The organism is Dyella sp. 01N448 (assembly GCF_056399225.1).
Map to the genome: position 1 here is coordinate 562,268 of NZ_JBFTQX010000003.1, position 16,083 is coordinate 578,350.

Consider the following 16,083-nt stretch of genomic DNA (forward strand, 5'->3'; position numbering starts at 1 on the left):
GACATGGTTGTCACGCCGCCGACGCGATACTCGCTGGACCCGTCATGCCGTCTCTGGCGCGGGCCTTCCATCGAAGAGGTCGAGTTATGGCGCGTACGAAAGTGGCTGATGTCATCACCGAAACCCTGCACGTCGCCGGCGTGCGACGCATCTACGGCGTGGTGGGCGACAGTCTCAACGGCATCACGGAATCCTTGCGACAGCGCGGCGACATCGACTGGATCCATATGCGCCACGAGGAGGCCGCGGCTTTCGCCGCCGGCGCCGAGGCGCATCTGACGGGAGATCTTGCGGTTTGCGCAGGTAGCTGCGGCCCCGGCAATCTGCATTTGATCAATGGCCTGTTCGACTGCCATCGCTCGCGCGTGCCGGTGCTGGCGATTGCGGCGCAGATTCCCAGCGCGGAAATCGGCCGCGGCTATTTCCAGGAGACTCATCCGGAATCGCTGTTTCGCGAGTGCAGCCACTACTGCGAATTGGTATCCACGCCCGAGCAATTGCCCGCCGTGCTGGAAAGCGCGATGCGCGCGGCCATCGGCAAGCGCGGCGTGGCGGTGGTTGTCATTCCCGGCGACGTGGCCTTGCTTGAACTGGATGCCAAACCGTCGGCCGGTTCATCCATCGCGCTGCGTCCGCCCGTGGTGCGTCCGGCGCAACAAGATATCGATGCACTGGCGCAACTGCTCAACAGCGGCAAGGACATCACCTTGCTGTGCGGTCGCGGCTGCGCAGGCGCGCATGACGCCGTGGTAAAGCTGGCAGAGACCCTGCAGGCACCCATCGTGCACGCGTTTGGCGGCAAGGAATACCTGGAATACGACAACCCGTACGACGTGGGCATGACCGGCCTGATCGGATTCAGTTCCGGCTATTACGCCATGTTGAACTGCGACACCTTGCTGATGCTGGGCACGGGATTCCCGTATCGGCAGTTCTATCCCACCGACGCGAAGATTGCACAGGTGGATCTTCGCCCGGACAGTCTTGGTCAGCACGCGCGCCTGGACCTGGGCATGGTGGGCGATGTGGCGGCCACCATCGAGGCCTTGCTGCCGCAACTGAAGGCGAAGCAGGACAAGGCCCATCTCAACGCTAGCGTGTCGCACTATCGCAAGGCGCGCGAGGGGTTGGACGAACTGGCCACGGGCAAGCCCGGCCGCAAGCCGATCCATCCCCAATACCTCGCCAAGCTGCTGAGCGAGGCGGCGACGGACGATGCGGTATTCACCTTCGACGTAGGCACGCCATCGATCTGGGCGGCGCGCTATTTGAAGATGAATGGGCGACGTCGCCTGATTGGTTCGCTGGTGCACGGGTCGATGGCCAACGCGATGCCGCAGGCCATTGGCGCGCAGGCGGCCTATCCGGGCAGGCAGGTGATCAGCCTTTCCGGCGACGGTGGCTTCTCCATGCTGATGGGCGACTTTCTCACTCTCGTGCAGCAGAAGCTGCCGGTGAAAATCGTGGTGTTCAACAACCACACGCTGGGCTTCGTGGCGCTGGAGATGAAGGCAGGCGGTTATCTGGAAACCGGCACGTCGCTGGTCAATCCCGACTTTGCCGCGATGGCTCGTGCCGTCGGCGTGCATGGCATACGCGTGGAAGATCCCGGCGATCTGCCCGCCGCGATCAAGGATATCCTCGCGCACGACGGCCCCGCCTTGCTCGATGTGGTGACCAATACGCAGGAGCTAGCCATGCCGCCCAGCATCAAGCTGGAACAGGCCAAGGGCTTTGGCTTGTGGGCGCTGCGCACGGTCATCAACGGACGGGGCGACGAATTGATTGAACTGGCCAAGACCAATCTGTTCCGCTGAGCGGACTCAGCGCCCCTGGTAGCCGCGGTCGCGCCGCACGCGATACAACTGGCTGTCTGCGCTGGCCAGCGCGGCATCCAGCGGCATGCCGCCGATGCGTATGGCGTAGCCCATGGTGAAGCGGTTGGGCGCGCTGGCGCGCGCCGCTTCCAGTCGCCGCACGATGGCCAGCGTTTCCTGCTCGCCGGCGTGCGGCAGCAACACCAGGAATTCATCGCCGCCGGAGCGGATCACGATATCGTCGGGACGCACGTGCATGGTGAGGAAGTGGCCCATGGCCACCAGCACTTCGTCGCCGCGCTGGTGGCCATGCGTATCGTTGACCGACTTGAACCCTTCCAGATCGATCACGATGCAGCCCCAGCGATCGTTGTGTCCAAGCTGCTCGGAAACCTGGCCAAGGTAGCGTCGGTTGAACAAGCCAGTGAGTGAATCGCGCACGCTCCATTCGCGCAGCTGGCTTTCATGGCGCATGCGTTCGGTCACGTCCAGCGCGTGGCCGAGCACATAGGGTTCCTCGTCCTCGGTATCCAGCGAATTGTGGAACTGCCAGACCAGGTTGCGACCGTCCTTGGCCTTGATCTGCAACAGGCCGTGCGCAACGCCTTCGCCGGTGACGCGGCGCAGGTACGCATCGAAACTGCCGTGCAGCGAAGGATCGATCAGCTCCTTGAACGGACGTCCCAACAGTTCGCCGATCGAATAGCCCAGCGACTGCGCCGCCGCCGGATTCACCGAAAGAATGGTGCCGTGGAGGTCATGCGTGCAGATCAGGCCCAGGCTTTCCTCGAACAGTTTGCGGAAGCGGCGTTCGCTGCGCTGAACCGATTCCACCGCCTGCTTGCGCGCCGTGATGTCCTGGATCGCGCCAATGAGCAGGCACGGCCTGCCATGCTCGAACTCGACCGCGCCGGCGGCGCGAACCCAGATGTGGCGTCCCTTCGCGGTGATCATCGGCAGTTCGAGATCCCAGCCCTTGCCGTCTTCGGCGCCCCTGGCCACGGCCTGCTGAATTTGCTCGCGCGCTTCGGGAGCGTAGTAGTGGATCGCTTCGCCAAGCGTGGGGATATGGCCTGCCGGCAGATCATGGATGGCGCAGGTCTGATCCGACCAGGTGAGTTGATGGGTCGCCAGATCCAGCTGCCAGCCGCCCACGCCGGCGACGCGTCCCGATCGATCGAGGAAGGCCTCGCTTTCATGCAGGCGACGCTCCATGCGCTTGCGCTCGGAAACATCGACCAGCGTCCCGTAGATCCATAGCGCTTTGCCCTCGTCGGTGCGGCTGATCACACGGCCGCGCAGCAGGCCCCACAACCAGTGGCCATCCTTATGGCGCAGACGTGCTTCGCTCTCGAACAGCGAGCGCTCGCCCCGCAGATGTTCCTGCAGGCACTGGTCCATTTGCGGCAAGTCGTCGGGATGGGTGAGGCGGCGTTGCGCGCCCTGGATGATGCCGCCTTCGTCCGCCCGCACATCGCGCCATACGCTGGAGGAGAGCAGGTCCAGATCTTCCAGCGCATAACCGAGAATGCTGGCCCACTGTTCGTTGAAGCGCATCTCGCCGGTCTGCACGTTCCATTCCCAGGTGCCCGCCTGCGAGGCATCGAGGATGGCTGCCAGGCGCGTGCGGTCTTCCATCAACAGGCGATGCAGCAAGGCCTCGCGGTGCAGGGACTCGCTGTGTTCGAGCGCGGCCTTGCGTTGTTCCAGGGCCTCGGCAGCGGCGATCGCCAGCTCCTGCAGGATGGCCGCGTGCTCGCTGGACAAACGTCGCGGCTGGCGATCGATCACGCACAGCGCACCCATGCGCAGGCCATCATTGAGCGTGATCGGCGCGCCGGCATAGAAACGGATATGCGGGTCGCCAGTGACCAGGGGATTGTCGGCGAAGCGCGGATCTTCGGTCGCATCGGGCACGACGAATGGCTGATCGCCAAGTATGGTGTACGAACAGAAGGCCACGGCACGCGAGGTTTCGCGGGTGCCCTCCAGGCCCACGTTGGACTTGAACCACTGCCGCTGATCGTCCACCAGGGTCATCAGCGCGATAGGGGCGCCGGTGAGCAGGGAGGCGGCCTTGGTCAGGGCATCGAACAGGGGCTCCGCTTCCGTGTCGAGTACGCCCAGCGAAAGCAGGCGCTCGAGCCGTCGTCCTTCGTCGGTGGATAGCGGAGCCGACACGGCCATAAAACCCCCGGGCATTCGTGTGCGCCAGACTATCCGCCGGTATTTGTGAGCACGCTGTGGTTGCGGTCACAGGGCGTGCCGCGGGCGGTGCTTCAGCTGCGATGAAAGCAGCCCCCGCGCCGGGCGCAGGGGCTGCGGGGTGCATCAGCTCTTGAAGAACTCGAGCAGGTCCTTGTTGATCACGTCATGATGGATGGTGAATGCGCCATGCGGGTAGCCCGGATAAATCTTCAGCGTGGCGTTCTTGAGCAGCTTGGCCGACAGCAGGGCCGCGTCCTTGTACGGCACGACTTGATCGTCGTCGCCGTGCAAGACCAGGGCGGGCTTGTCGATTTTCTTGAGGTCTTCGGTGAAATCGGTTTCGGAGAAGGCCTTGATGCAGTCGTAGTGGGCCTTGGTGCCGCCCATCATGCCCTGGCGCCACCAGTTGTCGATGGTGCCCTGCACGGGCTTGGCGCCCGGACGGTTGAAACCGTAGAACGGCCCTGAGGCGACATCCACGTAGAACTGCGCGCGGTTGGCCGCGAGTGCCTCGCGAAAACCGTCGAACACTTCCAGCGGCAAGCCATCGGGGTTGTCCTTGGTCTTGAGCATGAGCGGCGGCACGGCGCTGATCAGCACGATCTTGGCCGTGCGCTTGAGGCCGTGATTGGCCACGTAATGAACGACTTCGCCACCGCCAGTGGAGTGACCCACGTGGATGGCGTCGTGCAGATCGAGTTTCTCGGTGAGCGCGGCCAGGTCGGCCGCGTAGTGGTCCATGTCGTTGCCGTCTTCGGTCTGCGTGGATCGACCATGGCCGCGACGGTCATGCGCGATGACGCGATAGCCATGACTGAGGAAGAACAACATCTGTGCATCCCAGTCGTCTGCCGACAGCGGCCAGCCATGGCTGAAAACGATGGGCTGGCCCTTGCCCCAATCCTTGTAATAAATCTCGACGCCGTCTTTGGTGGTGATCGTACTGCTGCCCATGTGCTTGCACCTGTTGGTTGAGTTGCGCGTGACTTAAGACCTGGCGTCGACGACGCCAGTTGAGGAGTGGAGCGATAAGCGGTGATGGCGAATGCAGCCGCGCACGACGACGTGGAAACGTGACCGTTTCCCGTACTCGTTGACCCCTGTGGCTGGCGTGGCATCCGAACCGGGCGCGGGGAGCCGCCAATGCCGGGCAGGTGATTGGCTGGGGATCCCAGCGTTGCGTCACAGCGCCGGTCGCACGACACGCCGAAAAAGAGTCCACTTTTGCGAGTGAAGTGGACGTCAAGCGGGTGGCTCGTCGTTGCCAGTCGCAAGGCTCGCCGCGAGCGCTGCGAAATGGACGAGAAAGGGACCGGTGCAACCGTAGCCACTTTCGACCGAGGGCCCAAGATCGTGCGTTACTCCAAAGAGCAATGGGCAACGATGTTTGCCGCGCTGGATGAGGAACTCAACGGATTGGCAAGGCGCGATGCGCCGGAAGAGGACTTGTGGGCAGCATTCGAGCAGCTGGTCCAGGTGCCGTCATCATCGATCGATCGCGGGGATAGCCGATGGTGGTGGGAGCAGGTCTACGCCGCGATGGAACGTCACGGACTGACCGAACTCAGCCGGCAGGCCTCCGCCGCGGGCTGAAGCCCTCGACGATGCAGCGACGGATGGGCGATGCCGCGCGTGCAGGCATCGGGTGCGGCCTTCAGGTGCGGGTGCTGGCGCTGGTCGAGCCCCGGGATATCCCCGGGGCTAGCTGTCGGTGCGGATCTCGCTGATGGGATCGTTCGAGCGTGCGACGGCAAGCGACGCGGTGCGCAAGCGAGTGACTCAACCGGCCGGCTGTGCCGTGGTGGCCACCGGAGCCGCGCTGGCGACAGCGGCGTTGGTATAGGTCGGGGCGGCGATCATCGCACCCAGGGTCAACACGCAGACCAGCATGCAGGCGGCGAACAGGCTGTGCAGCATCAGGTTTTCGAATTTCATGGTCGTTCTCCTTCACGGGGGTTGTCGGGTGGCTCTTACTGGGCCTTTCACTGGATATATGGCAAGCCCCGTGCCAACCTCGCACATCGCTGGCATCCCGCATTCCCAAGCCATTTGTGCGCATCGCTACGTTGGATCGTCAGTGTCCGCGGACGGTGTCCGGACAAGCACGGCGGACTGCGGACACGTACAGCGGACGCGCAAGACGTGCAGACCGTGTGAACGTCGGTGCTTTCGATTGGCGCAGCGACAGGCCGGGCGCGCAAATCCTTGTGCTAGCGTGCGCCATCTGTTTGCCGCGGCCGCGCACATCGTTGATGAGCGGCCATAGGCGTTACCGCATCAAGGAATACGCGTTGTGCCGCCGATAGCGCCCCTGATTTCCCGCGACCTGTTCGATATGCCGCCGACCGTGCGGTGGTTTTCGCACTGCAAGGATGGCCCCTTGCCCCGCGCGTCGGCCGACGCAGTGCGCGCGCTGATGGCGTCGGAGTTGCGGCCCTGGGACGTGCGCTGGAACGAAGACTTCCTCGACGTGCAGCGTTCGCTGCGCGAGATCGGCGCCACCTTGCTCGGTGTCGACGCGCAGGACATCAGCCTGGTCACCTGCACATCCACCGGGCTGGAAGTGGTAGCGCTGGGTTATGCGTGGCAGGCGGGCGACGAGGTCGTGATTCCCGCCGGCGAATTCCCGAGCAATCGACTGCCGTGGCTGGCGCTGGCCGGCAAGGGCGTGACGTGTACGGAAGTGGAGCTGTGGGCCGGCCAGCTTGCCCAGCCGTCTGTCGCGCCCGATGCGCAGATCGAACCGGAGCAGCGTTTGCTGGATGCGATCACGCCGCGCACGCGCGTGATGGCGGTTTCGTGGGTGCGTTACCAGGATGGCATCCGCCTCGACCTGGAAAAACTCGGTCGCGGTTGTCGCGCACGCGGCGTGCATCTGGTGGTCGATGGCATCCAGGGCGCGGGCACCGTCGCGACCTCGTTCGAGGGCATCAGTGCGTTTGCCAGTGGCGGGCACAAGGGTTTGCTCGGCATGCAGGGGCAGGGGTTGCTGTGGACCGAGCGGAGCTTCCGTCAACAGCTCGTACCGCTGGGCACCTGGCTTTCGGCACCGGATGATTTTTCGCAGAGCGGCGCGCAGGCGCAGAACGATGCGCTGTGGGCCACCGACGGTCGGCGCCTGGAAGCAGGCAGCCCGTCGATCGTGTCATGTGCGGCGCTGGCGTCGTCCATTCGCCTGCTGGTGGAAAGCGGCGGCGCGGTCAGGCTGCAGGCGCACATCGCTGGCTTGCAGCGCGCCTTGCTGGCCGCTCTGGCGGCAAACGCAGCGTGGGTTGCTGAAGCACAGCGACTGGATGAACTCCTCAACGCAGGCAGGTTGGGATCCATCTTGTCGTTCGCTGTTCCGGCGGAACGTTGCGAACGCTTGCTGCGTGCCGCCGACGCGCAAGGCATCAGCACCAGCACACGCGAGGGCTATCTGCGCATTGCCCTGCATGGGTGGCATGACACGAGAGACATCGAACGCTGCGCACAATGGTTGACTGCGCATTAGGCTGCGGCGCAACCGAGCCGTTTTACGGAGCCGAAGCTATGAATGAATGGCAATCGGCTTACTCGACCATGGCGGAAGTTGCCGCCACGTTGAGCGGGCTGCTGTTTGTTTCGCTATCCATGAAGCTGCATGCCGTCACCGGCGAGCACCGCGGGTGGATGTTGCTGGTCGCCAAGCGCAGTTTTTTCGACTTTCTGGCGGTGCTTGGGATCGCGCTCCTTCTGTTGATTCCCGCAGGTTCGCTGGTTTTCGTCGGCTGAACCGCTTTGTTGATCGCGACGGCCCGCATCGCCTGGCATGTCAAGCATTTGCGCGGTTATCGCAGCGCCGACGCGTTCAGGACCTCACTCACCGACTACTTCGTGCCGATGCTGGCCACGCTCATGCTTGCCTCGGCAGGCGTGGCGTTGCTGCGTTCCTCCACCATTTCGCCCAAGCTCATCTACGCCGCTGCCATTGCGTTGCTTTACGGGGCGTGCCAGAACGCGTGGCGTTTCTTGTTCAATAGCCGTGCCGGTTCTCGCCGCAATGTTCGATCGGGGAGTGAACCTTGGGGGAGCAGTGCCGACGCTGCTCCCGGTGACTGGCCGGCGTTGTCAGCCGTCCGTTGAACGGGTGATGGACTCCCATCGATCGATGTCCTCGCCGAGCAACGACAACTTCTGTCGCACCAGCTCGAGTGCATCGCTTCCCAGCAACAGGTGTGCTGGAGGCGAGTCATGGGCAATCAGCTCGAGCATGGCTCGTGCTGCTTTGACGGGATCACCAAGCTGCCGCCCGCTTTTTTGCTGGCGGGCTTCGCGGATGGGGTCGAACAGCCCGTCGTAGTCGGCAATGGAGCGGGGCGTGCGGACCATCGAGCGTCCTGCCCAGTCTGTGCGAAACGAGCCGGGGGCCACGGCTGTTACGGCAATGCCCAGGGGCTTCACTTCTTTGCCGACGGCTTCGGAAATGCCTTCGAGGGCAAACTTGCTGCCGCAGTAATAGGAGATGCCGGGCAGCGTGATATGGCCGCCCATCGAGGTGATGTTGAGGATGTGTCCCCGGCGGCGACTGCGCATGTAGGGCAGCACGGCCTTCATCATGGCCACGGCGCCAAAGACGTTCACATCGAACTGCCGTCGCATATCGGCCAGCGGCGACTCTTCCAGAATGCCTTCATGGCCATAGCCGGCGTTGTTGACCAGCACGTCCACCGGTCCCACGGTCTTCTCGATGTCGGCAACGACGCCATCGATGGCGTCGAAGTCAGTGACATCGAGCAGGCGCCCTGTGGCATCGCCGCCGGCAAGCGCTTTGAACTCCTCGCGCGCTTGCTCGTTTCGTACGGTCCCCACCACGCGATGCCCCATGGCCAGGGCCTCCTGGGCCAGGGCCCTGCCGAAGCCACTGCTGACTCCGGTAATCAACAACGTTTTGCTTGCCGACATGGCGACTGCACCTCGGGTTTGAATTTGGTGCTTGCACAATAGTGAATGACGGGAGGATATTTTACGTCTGATGTTCTTGAAGTATTGCCCATTCCTATGAGCCGACGCGTCTCATCCAAGCCCCAGGAGGTGCCGGTCGAAAGCCCATCGATGGGCAGCCTTGCTCGACAGCTTGCGCCGCAGGAGGGCTACAACCTCACTGCTTTGCCGGGGGTGCGAATCCTGCGTTCCGACCGCGCCCTGCACCGAACTCCGGTCTTGTACGACCCCGGCATCGTGATCGTGTGCCAGGGATGCAAGCGTGGCTATTTTGGCGACCAGGTCTATGTCTACGACGAGCAGCATTATCTGGCGGTTGGCGTGCCTGTCCCGTTTACGATGGAGTCGGACGGGACGCCGGAGCGTCCGCTTTTAGCCATCTATATGCATCTGGATTTCCAGGTCGCCGCCGATCTGATGCTGCAGATCGCCCAGCATCCCTCGCACGCCGTCCAGGATGCGCCCAGCAGCATGATGTCCAGCCCGATGGATCGGGCGTTGCAGACATCGGTAGTGCGCTTTCTTGAGGCATTGAATGAACCCCTGGACGCAGCGGTTCTTGGGCCCGGTCTCGTGCGGGAAATCTATTACCGCGTGCTCAGCGGGGCACAGGGTGCGGCGCTGCGCTCGACCCTGGAAATGCAGGGTGCTTTCGGCCGGATAGGAAAGGCGCTGCGCCACATCCATCTTGCCTACGCCCAGCCGATTCGTCTGGCGCAATTGGCCCGCGAAGCCGGCATGAGCGTGCCCACGTTCCACAGCCATTTCAGGTCGGTCACCCGGACAACATCGCCGATGCAATACCTGAAGTCCACGAGACTGCATCAGGCGCGACTGCTCATGGCTCGGCGGGACATGACGGCGGAAGCAGCCGCCTATGCCGTGGGATATGCCAGCGCGTCGCAGTTCAACCGGGAGTTCAAGCGCCTGTTCGGGCGCACGCCGGTGGCCGAAGTGCGGCGCATGCGCAACGACTTTGCGGTGCCCCCGATGCCAGCGGCATCGGACTTCGTTTCATCGCATTGAGGCTGCTGCGCCGACGGACGCCCGCATGATCGGGCGTCCGTCGAGCTTGCCGGTCAGGCGATCGAGCGCACCACGCCGCCGTCCACGCGCACCGATGCGCCGTTGGTGGCCGAGGCCTGTTCCGAGGCGAGATAGACCGAGAGATTGGCGACTTCCTCCACCGTGGCCAGGCGCTTGATCAGCGACGAGGGGCGATGGGTCTGGATGAAATCGCGCTCCACCTGATCCTGCGTGATGCCTTGGTCGCTGGCGATCTTGGCGAAGAAGTCGCCCACGCCTTCGGAGCGCGTCGGACCAGGGAGGATCGCATTGACGGTTACGCCGGTGCCGGCGAGCGACTCGGCCAGACCGCGCGACACCGCGAGCTGCGCCGTCTTGGTGGTGCCGTAGTGGACCATCTCGGCGGGAATCTGCAGGCCCGATTCGCTGGAGATGAACTGGATGCGGCCCCAGCCACGCTTGGCCATGCCCTGCGCATAGTGGCGCGAGAGGCGCACGCCGCTGAGCACATTCACTTCGAAGAAGCGCGTCCAGTCTTCATCGGGAATATCGAAGAACGCCTTGGGCTCGAAGATACCGAGGTTGTTGACCAGGATGTCCGCCTCAGGCACCTGTGCGATCAGCTGGCGCGCGCCCTCCGCGCTGCCCAGGTCGCCCGCCACGCCGGTGAGCCTGGCGTTCGGCACGGCGCTCTTGATGGTGGCGATGGCCTCGTCCACGCGGGCCTGCGTGCGGCCCGTGACGACGACGTGAGCGCCGGTGCCGGCAAGGCCGCTGGCGATGGCCAGGCCAATGCCGGCGGTGGAACCCGTGACAATGGCCGTGCGGCCGGTGAGGTCGATATGCATGCTTTTGACTCCGGAAGTAGGGGCGGAAAGGTGTGGTCGAACTGACCTGTCCGGGTCAGGTTGAGGCTGGCCACGTCAAGCGCAAGTCCACGCCGCGTCCCGTTCGATGAAATCGCATATGTTCATCGAAGGCCCCGGACGTGTTGGCATCGGGCGCGTCCGATCATGCATCACCCCTTCAACGCGTCCGAGTGTGATCCCCATGAACGAGACGATTGCCTTCATCGTGCGACTGCCGGCCAAGCATGCCCATGTGCGCGAACTCGAGCAGGGTCTGCTCGGCGTGCTTGATGCGATGGCAAGCGAACCGGATTTCGTCACCACTTATATGCATCAACAGCCCGACGATCCGGACACGTTCGTGTTGTATGAAGTGTGGGCGTGCAGCCGGGAGCATTTCATGCAGCATCACCTGGGCAAGCCGTATCGGCAGGCGTATGAGGCGCAGTTGGCGCAGTGGCTGCGGGCAGAACGGACCATCGACTTCCTGGATCTCAAGCGCAGCTATCACGCGGCGCCAGCGATGGCCGCGTGATCAACGCTGCGGTGGCAGGGCGCCTGTCGCCAATGCAGACAGGAAGCGCCCGCTATTCGATCGTGAAGCCGACCTTCAGCGTCACCTGCCAATAGGCCACCTGACCCTCGTCCACGTGCCCGCGTGTTTCGATCACGTGGAACCAGCGGATATTGCGGATCGTCTTGGAGGCATGCGCGATGGCGGTGCGGATGGCGTCATCACAGCTGGTCTTGGAGGAGCCGGTCAGTTCGATGGACTTGTAGACGTGGTCGGACATGCGCATGGTCTCCGTTGGGGTCCCATCCAGTGCATACCCACGCTCGCCAACGAGATGTGAAGGGCGGCACTGCCGCCCCGACATGCATGGCCCTGCTTATCGACGCTTGCTCGCGTACGCGACGGCGTCGTGCGCGTGCAGGCTCTCCTGGTGCTCCAGTCGCACATGGAAATCGGCGAGACGATCGTCGGCGTCCAGTACGCGCTGGATGCGGCGCGCGGCATCCTCGCAAAACATCAAATTGCCGCCGTTGGCGAGTGCGAAGGCCTGCTCGTCTTCGCGCTTGACCGCGGTCTGCACGGGCGTGCCGAGCGCCGCTTCCACCTGGTCGATCAGGCCGATCACATCCAGCGGAGCGCCGTGGGCGAGCCGTGCCGACACGTGCGCCACGCTGCGCTGGGCATGGGGCGTGGCCACGATGCCTTGCTCGCTGCCCAGCCAGGCGAACACATCGGCGTGCTGCACGGGCTCATGGGCAGGGAAGTCCTGCGCAAAACGCTGCTGGATCAGCTGGCGCGACAGCGCTGCCGAAGCAGGGCACGTCGATGAGTAGGTGATGTCGGTGGCCAGCGTCAGCTCGAAGCCCTCGTGACCAAGGGTGGCTTCGAGCGTGACCGGGTAGCTGCGCCAGCCGTAGTAATCGCTGCGCAGCGCCTTGCGCGGCGCCAACTGGTCGAAGCGCAAACGGATGCGCGCGCGATCGGCCAGCTCATGATGCGATTGCAGGAAGGCCCGCAGCAGCCGTTCCAGCGCAAACGGACTGAGCGCGGCAGCGCCCAGGTGTTCGTCGATCAACAGGTACAGGCGCGACATGTGGATGCCGCGGCGGTCGGTGCGCACCAGGTTGACGAAGGCATCCAGTCGCGCATGCACGCTTTGGATGTCTCCGTCGCCCGCGCCGATGCGCACGGGGGCGTCGATACCTGCCATGCCAACCCAGTCGAGTGGGCCGCCAAGATAGGGCTGGGCGGCGACATCGGGCATGCAGGAGGGGGATTCGGCAATCTGCTTCACGGTTGGGGATCCGCGATAAGGGAAGGAAACGGGGGCGTCAACGCCGCGAGGAACTGAGGTTCTTGTTGAGCGCGGTGACGGCGGCGGCAGCATCCACCTGACGCATGCCGCCCACCAGCTTGCTGCTGCTCAGCAGCAGCTCGCGGATGCTGCCTGGATCCAGGTTCGGCGATATCGACAGCAATAACGCAACAATGCCGCTCACATGAGCGGCAGCCATCGACGAGCCGGAGGTGAAATCGTAGCCCCCGCCGGGTTGAGTGGTCAGGATGTCGCTGCCTGGCGCGCTCAACACCTCGGGAGGCGCGGGCGTGGGCCCGCTCACGCGCACCACCAGCACACCGGGAGCGCTATCGGGAAACCCCCGGGTGCTGCCATTGGGCGGCATCGCGGCCACCACGATGCGCCGCTCCTCGAGCAGTTGCATCAACAGCTTGTTGAGCAGGGGATCGGACGGACCGCCCAGGCTGAGATTGATCACGCGCGCATCGGTATCGAGGATCGCGGCGAGCGCCTTGGCCAGGGTGAACGAGTTGCAGCGTGCGCCGGCTTCCACCGTGGTGGGGTACCAGCAAGCCTTGTAGCTGCTGATGATGGCTTTGGGCGCCATGCCCACGATGCCCACATGGTTGTCGCCGATGGCGCCGATGATGCCGGCGACTTCGGTGCCGTGCGCGTCGCGCTTGAACGCGGCATCGTCGCCATCCACTTCGTTGCTGGCGTCGTGGATGCGTCCTTGCAGGTCGGGGTGCGAGGTGTCGATGCCGGTGTCGACGATGGCGATCTCCACGTGATCGCCCTGGCTGCTGTTGTGCGCGAGCGCAGCGTCGGTCTCGACGAAGCCGCGTTGCAGGTCCGCATACGGATCGTTGTACTTGTGTGCGTCGTCGGTGTTCTGCGCGGAATACACGGTGTAATCCTGCAGCGGCTGGGCCAGCGCCACGCGTTCGTCCTTGGCCAGGGCGGCGAGCAGGTCATCCCGGCTCATGCCTGCGGGCGGTTCGAGCACGATGCAGTAGAGGCTCAGCGCCTTGATCGGCCAGCCTGCGACTTCATGCCAGCCGTAGTGCTCGCGCATGCTGTCGAGCATTGAAATGGCGCGCTGGCCCTTGCCGTAATTGGACGGCGGCGCATAGCCGAGCATGCTGGAGCCCGCGTGGGTCGGCGGCGGCTCCTGCGGGTTGGCCACCGCCAGCACGATGTCGCGCGAGCTGTTCATGCTGGCCACGTGGTCGCCGCCGGATGCGCCGGGGCCGACCGTCGCGCCAGGCAACGAGGAGGGGCGCGCCGCCGTGCACGCGCCCAACACCGTCATGGCCAGCAGTAGCAGCAGGGCGCGGATCTTCATGGGCACGTGTTCACGGACTCGTGGTGGCCGGTTCGGCAAGCCGGATGCCACGCATCGCGCGCAACTGCTGCAGCGTGTCCTGCGTGGCCGTCGCATGCTCCGGCACCACTGTGTACGCCCCCACATCGTTGGGGCCGCCCACCACCTGCAGCTGCAGCGAATGCAGCAGGTGGTCCCAGTCGGCCAGCTTCATGTTGGCGTCCGGCACCACGTGGATGGCGCCCGGCATGGCCACCGGCGATGGCTGGCTGAGGGTGCGATACGGTTGCGCAGCATCTTCGGACCACAGCTTCACGCCCAGCACGCCGATGCCCAGCGCCTGTACCAGCACGGCGGCCACCAGCGCACGCTGGAACCAGGTGCCGCTGCGCGCGTGCGCCGTGGTTTCCTGGACCTGGTCGTCGATGCGGGTCATCAGGCGCTTGAGGCCGACCTCCGGATCGAGCTGTACGTCCGTGGGTAGCGCAAGTGCAAGCCGCAACTGGCTCTGCTGCGCGAATTCCTCGCGGCAGGCCTCACATTGCGCAAGGTGCTCGGTGAGCCAGGCGCTCTGCTCCTGCGGGGCGCTGTCCTGCAGCACCCACGGCATCGCTTCCCAGGCTCGGGAACAGTCCCTGTCAGTATCCTTCGTCAACTTCATGGCACGCTCTCTTTCTGCGTGAGCTGGTCACCAGCCAAGGCTGGCAGTACGTTTCGTAATTTCACTCGGGCGTGGAACAGGCGCGCCTTCACCGTGCCCACCGGGCATTGCATGATGGTGGCCACGTCATCCAGCGTGTGGCCCACGCCATAAACCAGTTCCACCACCACGCGCTGGTCGGCCGACAGCCGCTCCATGCCCTTGCCCAGCCAGTCGCGCAGTTCGCGGTCCTCGCCGGGGTCGTGGGAGGGCATGCGGTCTTCGGGCATGCCTTCGTCGTCCACCGGTTCGTCGCCGCGCTGGCGCAGCGCCTTCAGGCCGCAGCGGTAGGCGATGCCGATGATCCAGGTGGACACCCGCGACTCGCCCTTGAAGCTGCCGGCCTTCTGCCAGACGATCCAGAAGCAGTCGTTGATGACCTCTTCGATCAGGTCGGCCCGCCGCGTCAGCCGCGACAGGAACCGGCACAAGCGTCCGTGATAGCTGCGGTAAAGCGTCGCCAGCGCGGCGCGGTCGCCCGCGACCATGCGTTGAAGCAGCAGGCGGTCTGTCTCGTCAGCGTCGATATCGGCGTCTTTCATGGCTAGAACTACCCATGGGGGTTACCACGTAAGTGCCCGCCCAGGCCGAAATGGTTGCGTGATCAAAAAGTGAACGAAATCGTGGCAACCCAAGGCGAGGCGGCCAAGTTTTCCGCCCGCATGGCATGGTCGACCACCATGCGATCGACCTCCACGCGCCACGGGCCCTGGCTCCAGATCAGGCCAAGATGCCCGTAGCCATAAGAGTTTACGCGGTCGCCGCCGTGATAGCCGTAACTGCTGTGGCCGTTGGGGTAGGTCACGTAATAGGGCACCTGGGCCTGGGCATAGCCGGCCCCCGCGGAAAACGAGAATTGCCAGGGCAAGGGCCAGTGGAAGCCCACGTCGGCGGCGCCGCGCAGCTTGTGGCTGCTGCTGCCGACGGGCTGGATGGCGGAGACGCCCAAGGTGAGCACGTCGCGGTAGATCCAGTTGGTGCTGGCTTCCACACGGTTGAAGGTGCCGCCGCCGCGGCTGGGATAGTCGTAGTAGATGAGCCCGGCCTGGAATTGCCAGTCCGGTGTCAGTCGCCAGTAATGGGATGCCTGCACGAAGGCTTCGGCCAGCGGCGAAAGATCGCGTACTTCCCCGCTGGCCGAGGCGCCGAAGACCCAGCCCGAGGGCAGGCTCACCGAGCCGGCCGCCTGCAGGATGGCGGTGTCGGGCGTAATCGCGAGGCCGCGATCCACCAGTTGGGAACTGAGCGCCACGGTGCCGCTCCAGGTCGCGGTCTGCGCCTGCGCCACTGGCCACGGCAGCCCGGCGCCCGTGGCCAGAGCCGCGAGCGCAAGGCGACGATGAAGCCGTCGCGGTATCACCTTCAGGCACCCACACCCGCACGCCGC

18 protein-coding genes are annotated in these 16,083 nt (G+C 64.5%); 7 read left to right on the forward strand and 11 right to left on the reverse strand.

The annotated features are described in order from the left end of the window. Window positions 1–101: 101 nt before the first annotated feature. Window positions 102–1,817, forward strand: coding sequence for a ubiquinone-dependent pyruvate dehydrogenase (gene poxB / locus AC1DKY_RS06675; RefSeq protein WP_441604645.1), 1,716 nt, complete (start codon window positions 102–104; stop codon window positions 1,815–1,817). A 6-nt stretch (window positions 1,818–1,823) separates the two neighbouring features. Here poxB and AC1DKY_RS06680 read toward each other — a convergent pair whose 3' ends face one another. Both AC1DKY_RS06680 and AC1DKY_RS06685 read right to left on the reverse strand, forming a co-directional pair. Further along, window positions 1,824–3,998, reverse strand: coding sequence for a PAS domain S-box protein (locus AC1DKY_RS06680; RefSeq protein WP_441604530.1), 2,175 nt, complete (start codon window positions 3,996–3,998; stop codon window positions 1,824–1,826). Between the two features lie 150 nt (window positions 3,999–4,148). Next, the gene (locus tag AC1DKY_RS06685; protein WP_441604531.1) at window positions 4,149–4,979 is read right to left on the reverse strand and encodes an alpha/beta fold hydrolase; all 831 of its coding nucleotides are present in this window, start codon (window positions 4,977–4,979) and stop codon (window positions 4,149–4,151) included. A gap of 399 nt (window positions 4,980–5,378) precedes the next feature. Here AC1DKY_RS06685 and AC1DKY_RS06690 point away from each other — a divergent pair, with 399 nt between their 5' ends. Further along, entirely contained in the window at window positions 5,379–5,618 is a 240-nt protein-coding gene (locus AC1DKY_RS06690) for a hypothetical protein (RefSeq protein WP_441604532.1), read from the forward strand. Between the two features lie 186 nt (window positions 5,619–5,804). Here AC1DKY_RS06690 and AC1DKY_RS06695 read toward each other — a convergent pair whose 3' ends face one another. Continuing rightward, window positions 5,805–5,960 (reverse strand): hypothetical protein, encoded by a 156-nt coding sequence (locus tag AC1DKY_RS06695; RefSeq protein WP_441604533.1) that lies wholly within the window; start codon window positions 5,958–5,960, stop codon window positions 5,805–5,807. Window positions 5,961–6,405: 445 nt separating this feature from the next. Here AC1DKY_RS06695 and AC1DKY_RS06700 point away from each other — a divergent pair, with 445 nt between their 5' ends. The 3 genes from AC1DKY_RS06700 to AC1DKY_RS06710 all read left to right on the forward strand — a co-directional run bounded on the left by AC1DKY_RS06700 (window position 6,406) and on the right by AC1DKY_RS06710 (window position 8,129). Continuing rightward, entirely contained in the window at window positions 6,406–7,518 is a 1,113-nt protein-coding gene (locus AC1DKY_RS06700; protein ID WP_441611087.1) for an aminotransferase class V-fold PLP-dependent enzyme, read from the forward strand. 68 nt (window positions 7,519–7,586) lie between these two features. Continuing rightward, window positions 7,587–7,778: a hypothetical protein gene (locus tag AC1DKY_RS06705; RefSeq protein WP_441604535.1), complete on the forward strand. Its 192-nt coding sequence runs from the start codon at window positions 7,587–7,589 to the stop codon at window positions 7,776–7,778. A gap of 9 nt (window positions 7,779–7,787) precedes the next feature. Further along, window positions 7,788–8,129, forward strand: coding sequence for a hypothetical protein (locus tag AC1DKY_RS06710; RefSeq protein ID WP_441604536.1), 342 nt, complete (start codon window positions 7,788–7,790; stop codon window positions 8,127–8,129). Here the strand turns inward: AC1DKY_RS06710 and AC1DKY_RS06715 are convergent. Next, window positions 8,115–8,987 carry an oxidoreductase gene (locus AC1DKY_RS06715; RefSeq protein ID WP_441604537.1) on the reverse strand — a complete coding sequence of 291 codons (873 nt, stop codon included), beginning with the start codon at window positions 8,985–8,987 and terminating at the stop codon, window positions 8,115–8,117. The two genes, AC1DKY_RS06710 and AC1DKY_RS06715, sit on opposite strands and share 15 nt — an antisense overlap. Before the next feature lie 111 nt (window positions 8,988–9,098). Here AC1DKY_RS06715 and AC1DKY_RS06720 point away from each other — a divergent pair, with 111 nt between their 5' ends. After that, window positions 9,099–10,013, forward strand: coding sequence for an AraC family transcriptional regulator (locus tag AC1DKY_RS06720; protein ID WP_477179890.1), 915 nt, complete (start codon window positions 9,099–9,101; stop codon window positions 10,011–10,013). Window positions 10,014–10,066: 53 nt separating this feature from the next. Here the strand turns inward: AC1DKY_RS06720 and AC1DKY_RS06725 are convergent, their stop codons facing one another. Then, window positions 10,067–10,861 carry an SDR family NAD(P)-dependent oxidoreductase gene (locus AC1DKY_RS06725; RefSeq protein ID WP_441604539.1) on the reverse strand — a complete coding sequence of 265 codons (795 nt, stop codon included), beginning with the start codon at window positions 10,859–10,861 and terminating at the stop codon, window positions 10,067–10,069. Window positions 10,862–11,063: 202 nt separating this feature from the next. Between AC1DKY_RS06725 and AC1DKY_RS06730 the strand changes: the two genes are divergently transcribed. Next, window positions 11,064–11,396, forward strand: a complete 333-nt coding sequence (locus AC1DKY_RS06730; RefSeq protein ID WP_441604540.1) for a putative quinol monooxygenase — start codon at window positions 11,064–11,066, stop codon at window positions 11,394–11,396. Window positions 11,397–11,448: 52 nt separating this feature from the next. On the opposite strand, the gene AC1DKY_RS06735 is transcribed toward AC1DKY_RS06730, so the two are convergent. From AC1DKY_RS06735 to AC1DKY_RS06760, 6 genes are all read right to left on the reverse strand, one after another. Further along, window positions 11,449–11,655 carry a dodecin gene (locus AC1DKY_RS06735; protein WP_441604541.1) on the reverse strand — a complete coding sequence of 69 codons (207 nt, stop codon included), beginning with the start codon at window positions 11,653–11,655 and terminating at the stop codon, window positions 11,449–11,451. A gap of 96 nt (window positions 11,656–11,751) precedes the next feature. Continuing rightward, window positions 11,752–12,639, reverse strand: a complete 888-nt coding sequence (gene folE2 / locus AC1DKY_RS06740) for a GTP cyclohydrolase FolE2 (RefSeq protein WP_441604646.1) — start codon at window positions 12,637–12,639, stop codon at window positions 11,752–11,754. 67 nt (window positions 12,640–12,706) lie between these two features. Next, window positions 12,707–14,017 (reverse strand): S8 family serine peptidase, encoded by a 1,311-nt coding sequence (locus AC1DKY_RS06745; RefSeq protein WP_441604542.1) that lies wholly within the window; start codon window positions 14,015–14,017, stop codon window positions 12,707–12,709. 10 nt (window positions 14,018–14,027) lie between these two features. Next, window positions 14,028–14,657, reverse strand: coding sequence for an anti-sigma factor (locus AC1DKY_RS06750; RefSeq protein ID WP_441604543.1), 630 nt, complete (start codon window positions 14,655–14,657; stop codon window positions 14,028–14,030). Further along, window positions 14,654–15,238, reverse strand: a complete 585-nt coding sequence (locus AC1DKY_RS06755; protein ID WP_441604544.1) for a sigma-70 family RNA polymerase sigma factor — start codon at window positions 15,236–15,238, stop codon at window positions 14,654–14,656. The genes AC1DKY_RS06750 and AC1DKY_RS06755 overlap by 4 nt, the downstream gene beginning before the upstream one ends. A gap of 62 nt (window positions 15,239–15,300) precedes the next feature. Continuing rightward, on the reverse strand, window positions 15,301–15,948 hold the full coding sequence (locus tag AC1DKY_RS06760) for a TorF family putative porin (RefSeq protein WP_441604545.1): 648 nt from the start codon (window positions 15,946–15,948) through the stop codon (window positions 15,301–15,303). Between the last annotated feature and the right edge of the window lie 135 nt (window positions 15,949–16,083).

Excerpts from the sequence above, each read along its gene's own strand:
- AC1DKY_RS06685 (WP_441604531.1), bottom strand. The coding sequence starts at position 4,979 with ATGGGCAGCAGTACGATCACCACCAAAGACGGCGTCGAGATTTATTAC.
- AC1DKY_RS06695 (WP_441604533.1), bottom strand. The coding sequence starts at position 5,960 with ATGAAATTCGAAAACCTGATGCTGCACAGCCTGTTCGCCGCCTGCATG.
- AC1DKY_RS06705 (WP_441604535.1), top strand. The coding sequence starts at position 7,587 with ATGGCGGAAGTTGCCGCCACGTTGAGCGGGCTGCTGTTTGTTTCGCTA.
- AC1DKY_RS06720 (WP_477179890.1), top strand. The coding sequence starts at position 9,099 with ATGGGCAGCCTTGCTCGACAGCTTGCGCCGCAGGAGGGCTACAACCTC.
- AC1DKY_RS06725 (WP_441604539.1), bottom strand. The coding sequence starts at position 10,861 with ATGCATATCGACCTCACCGGCCGCACGGCCATTGTCACGGGTTCCACC.
- AC1DKY_RS06730 (WP_441604540.1), top strand. The coding sequence starts at position 11,064 with ATGAACGAGACGATTGCCTTCATCGTGCGACTGCCGGCCAAGCATGCC.
- AC1DKY_RS06735 (WP_441604541.1), bottom strand. The coding sequence starts at position 11,655 with ATGTCCGACCACGTCTACAAGTCCATCGAACTGACCGGCTCCTCCAAG.
- folE2 (WP_441604646.1), bottom strand. The coding sequence starts at position 12,639 with ATGCCCGATGTCGCCGCCCAGCCCTATCTTGGCGGCCCACTCGACTGG.
- AC1DKY_RS06745 (WP_441604542.1), bottom strand. The coding sequence starts at position 14,017 with ATGAAGATCCGCGCCCTGCTGCTACTGCTGGCCATGACGGTGTTGGGC.
- AC1DKY_RS06750 (WP_441604543.1), bottom strand. The coding sequence starts at position 14,657 with ATGAAGTTGACGAAGGATACTGACAGGGACTGTTCCCGAGCCTGGGAA.
- AC1DKY_RS06755 (WP_441604544.1), bottom strand. The coding sequence starts at position 15,238 with ATGAAAGACGCCGATATCGACGCTGACGAGACAGACCGCCTGCTGCTT.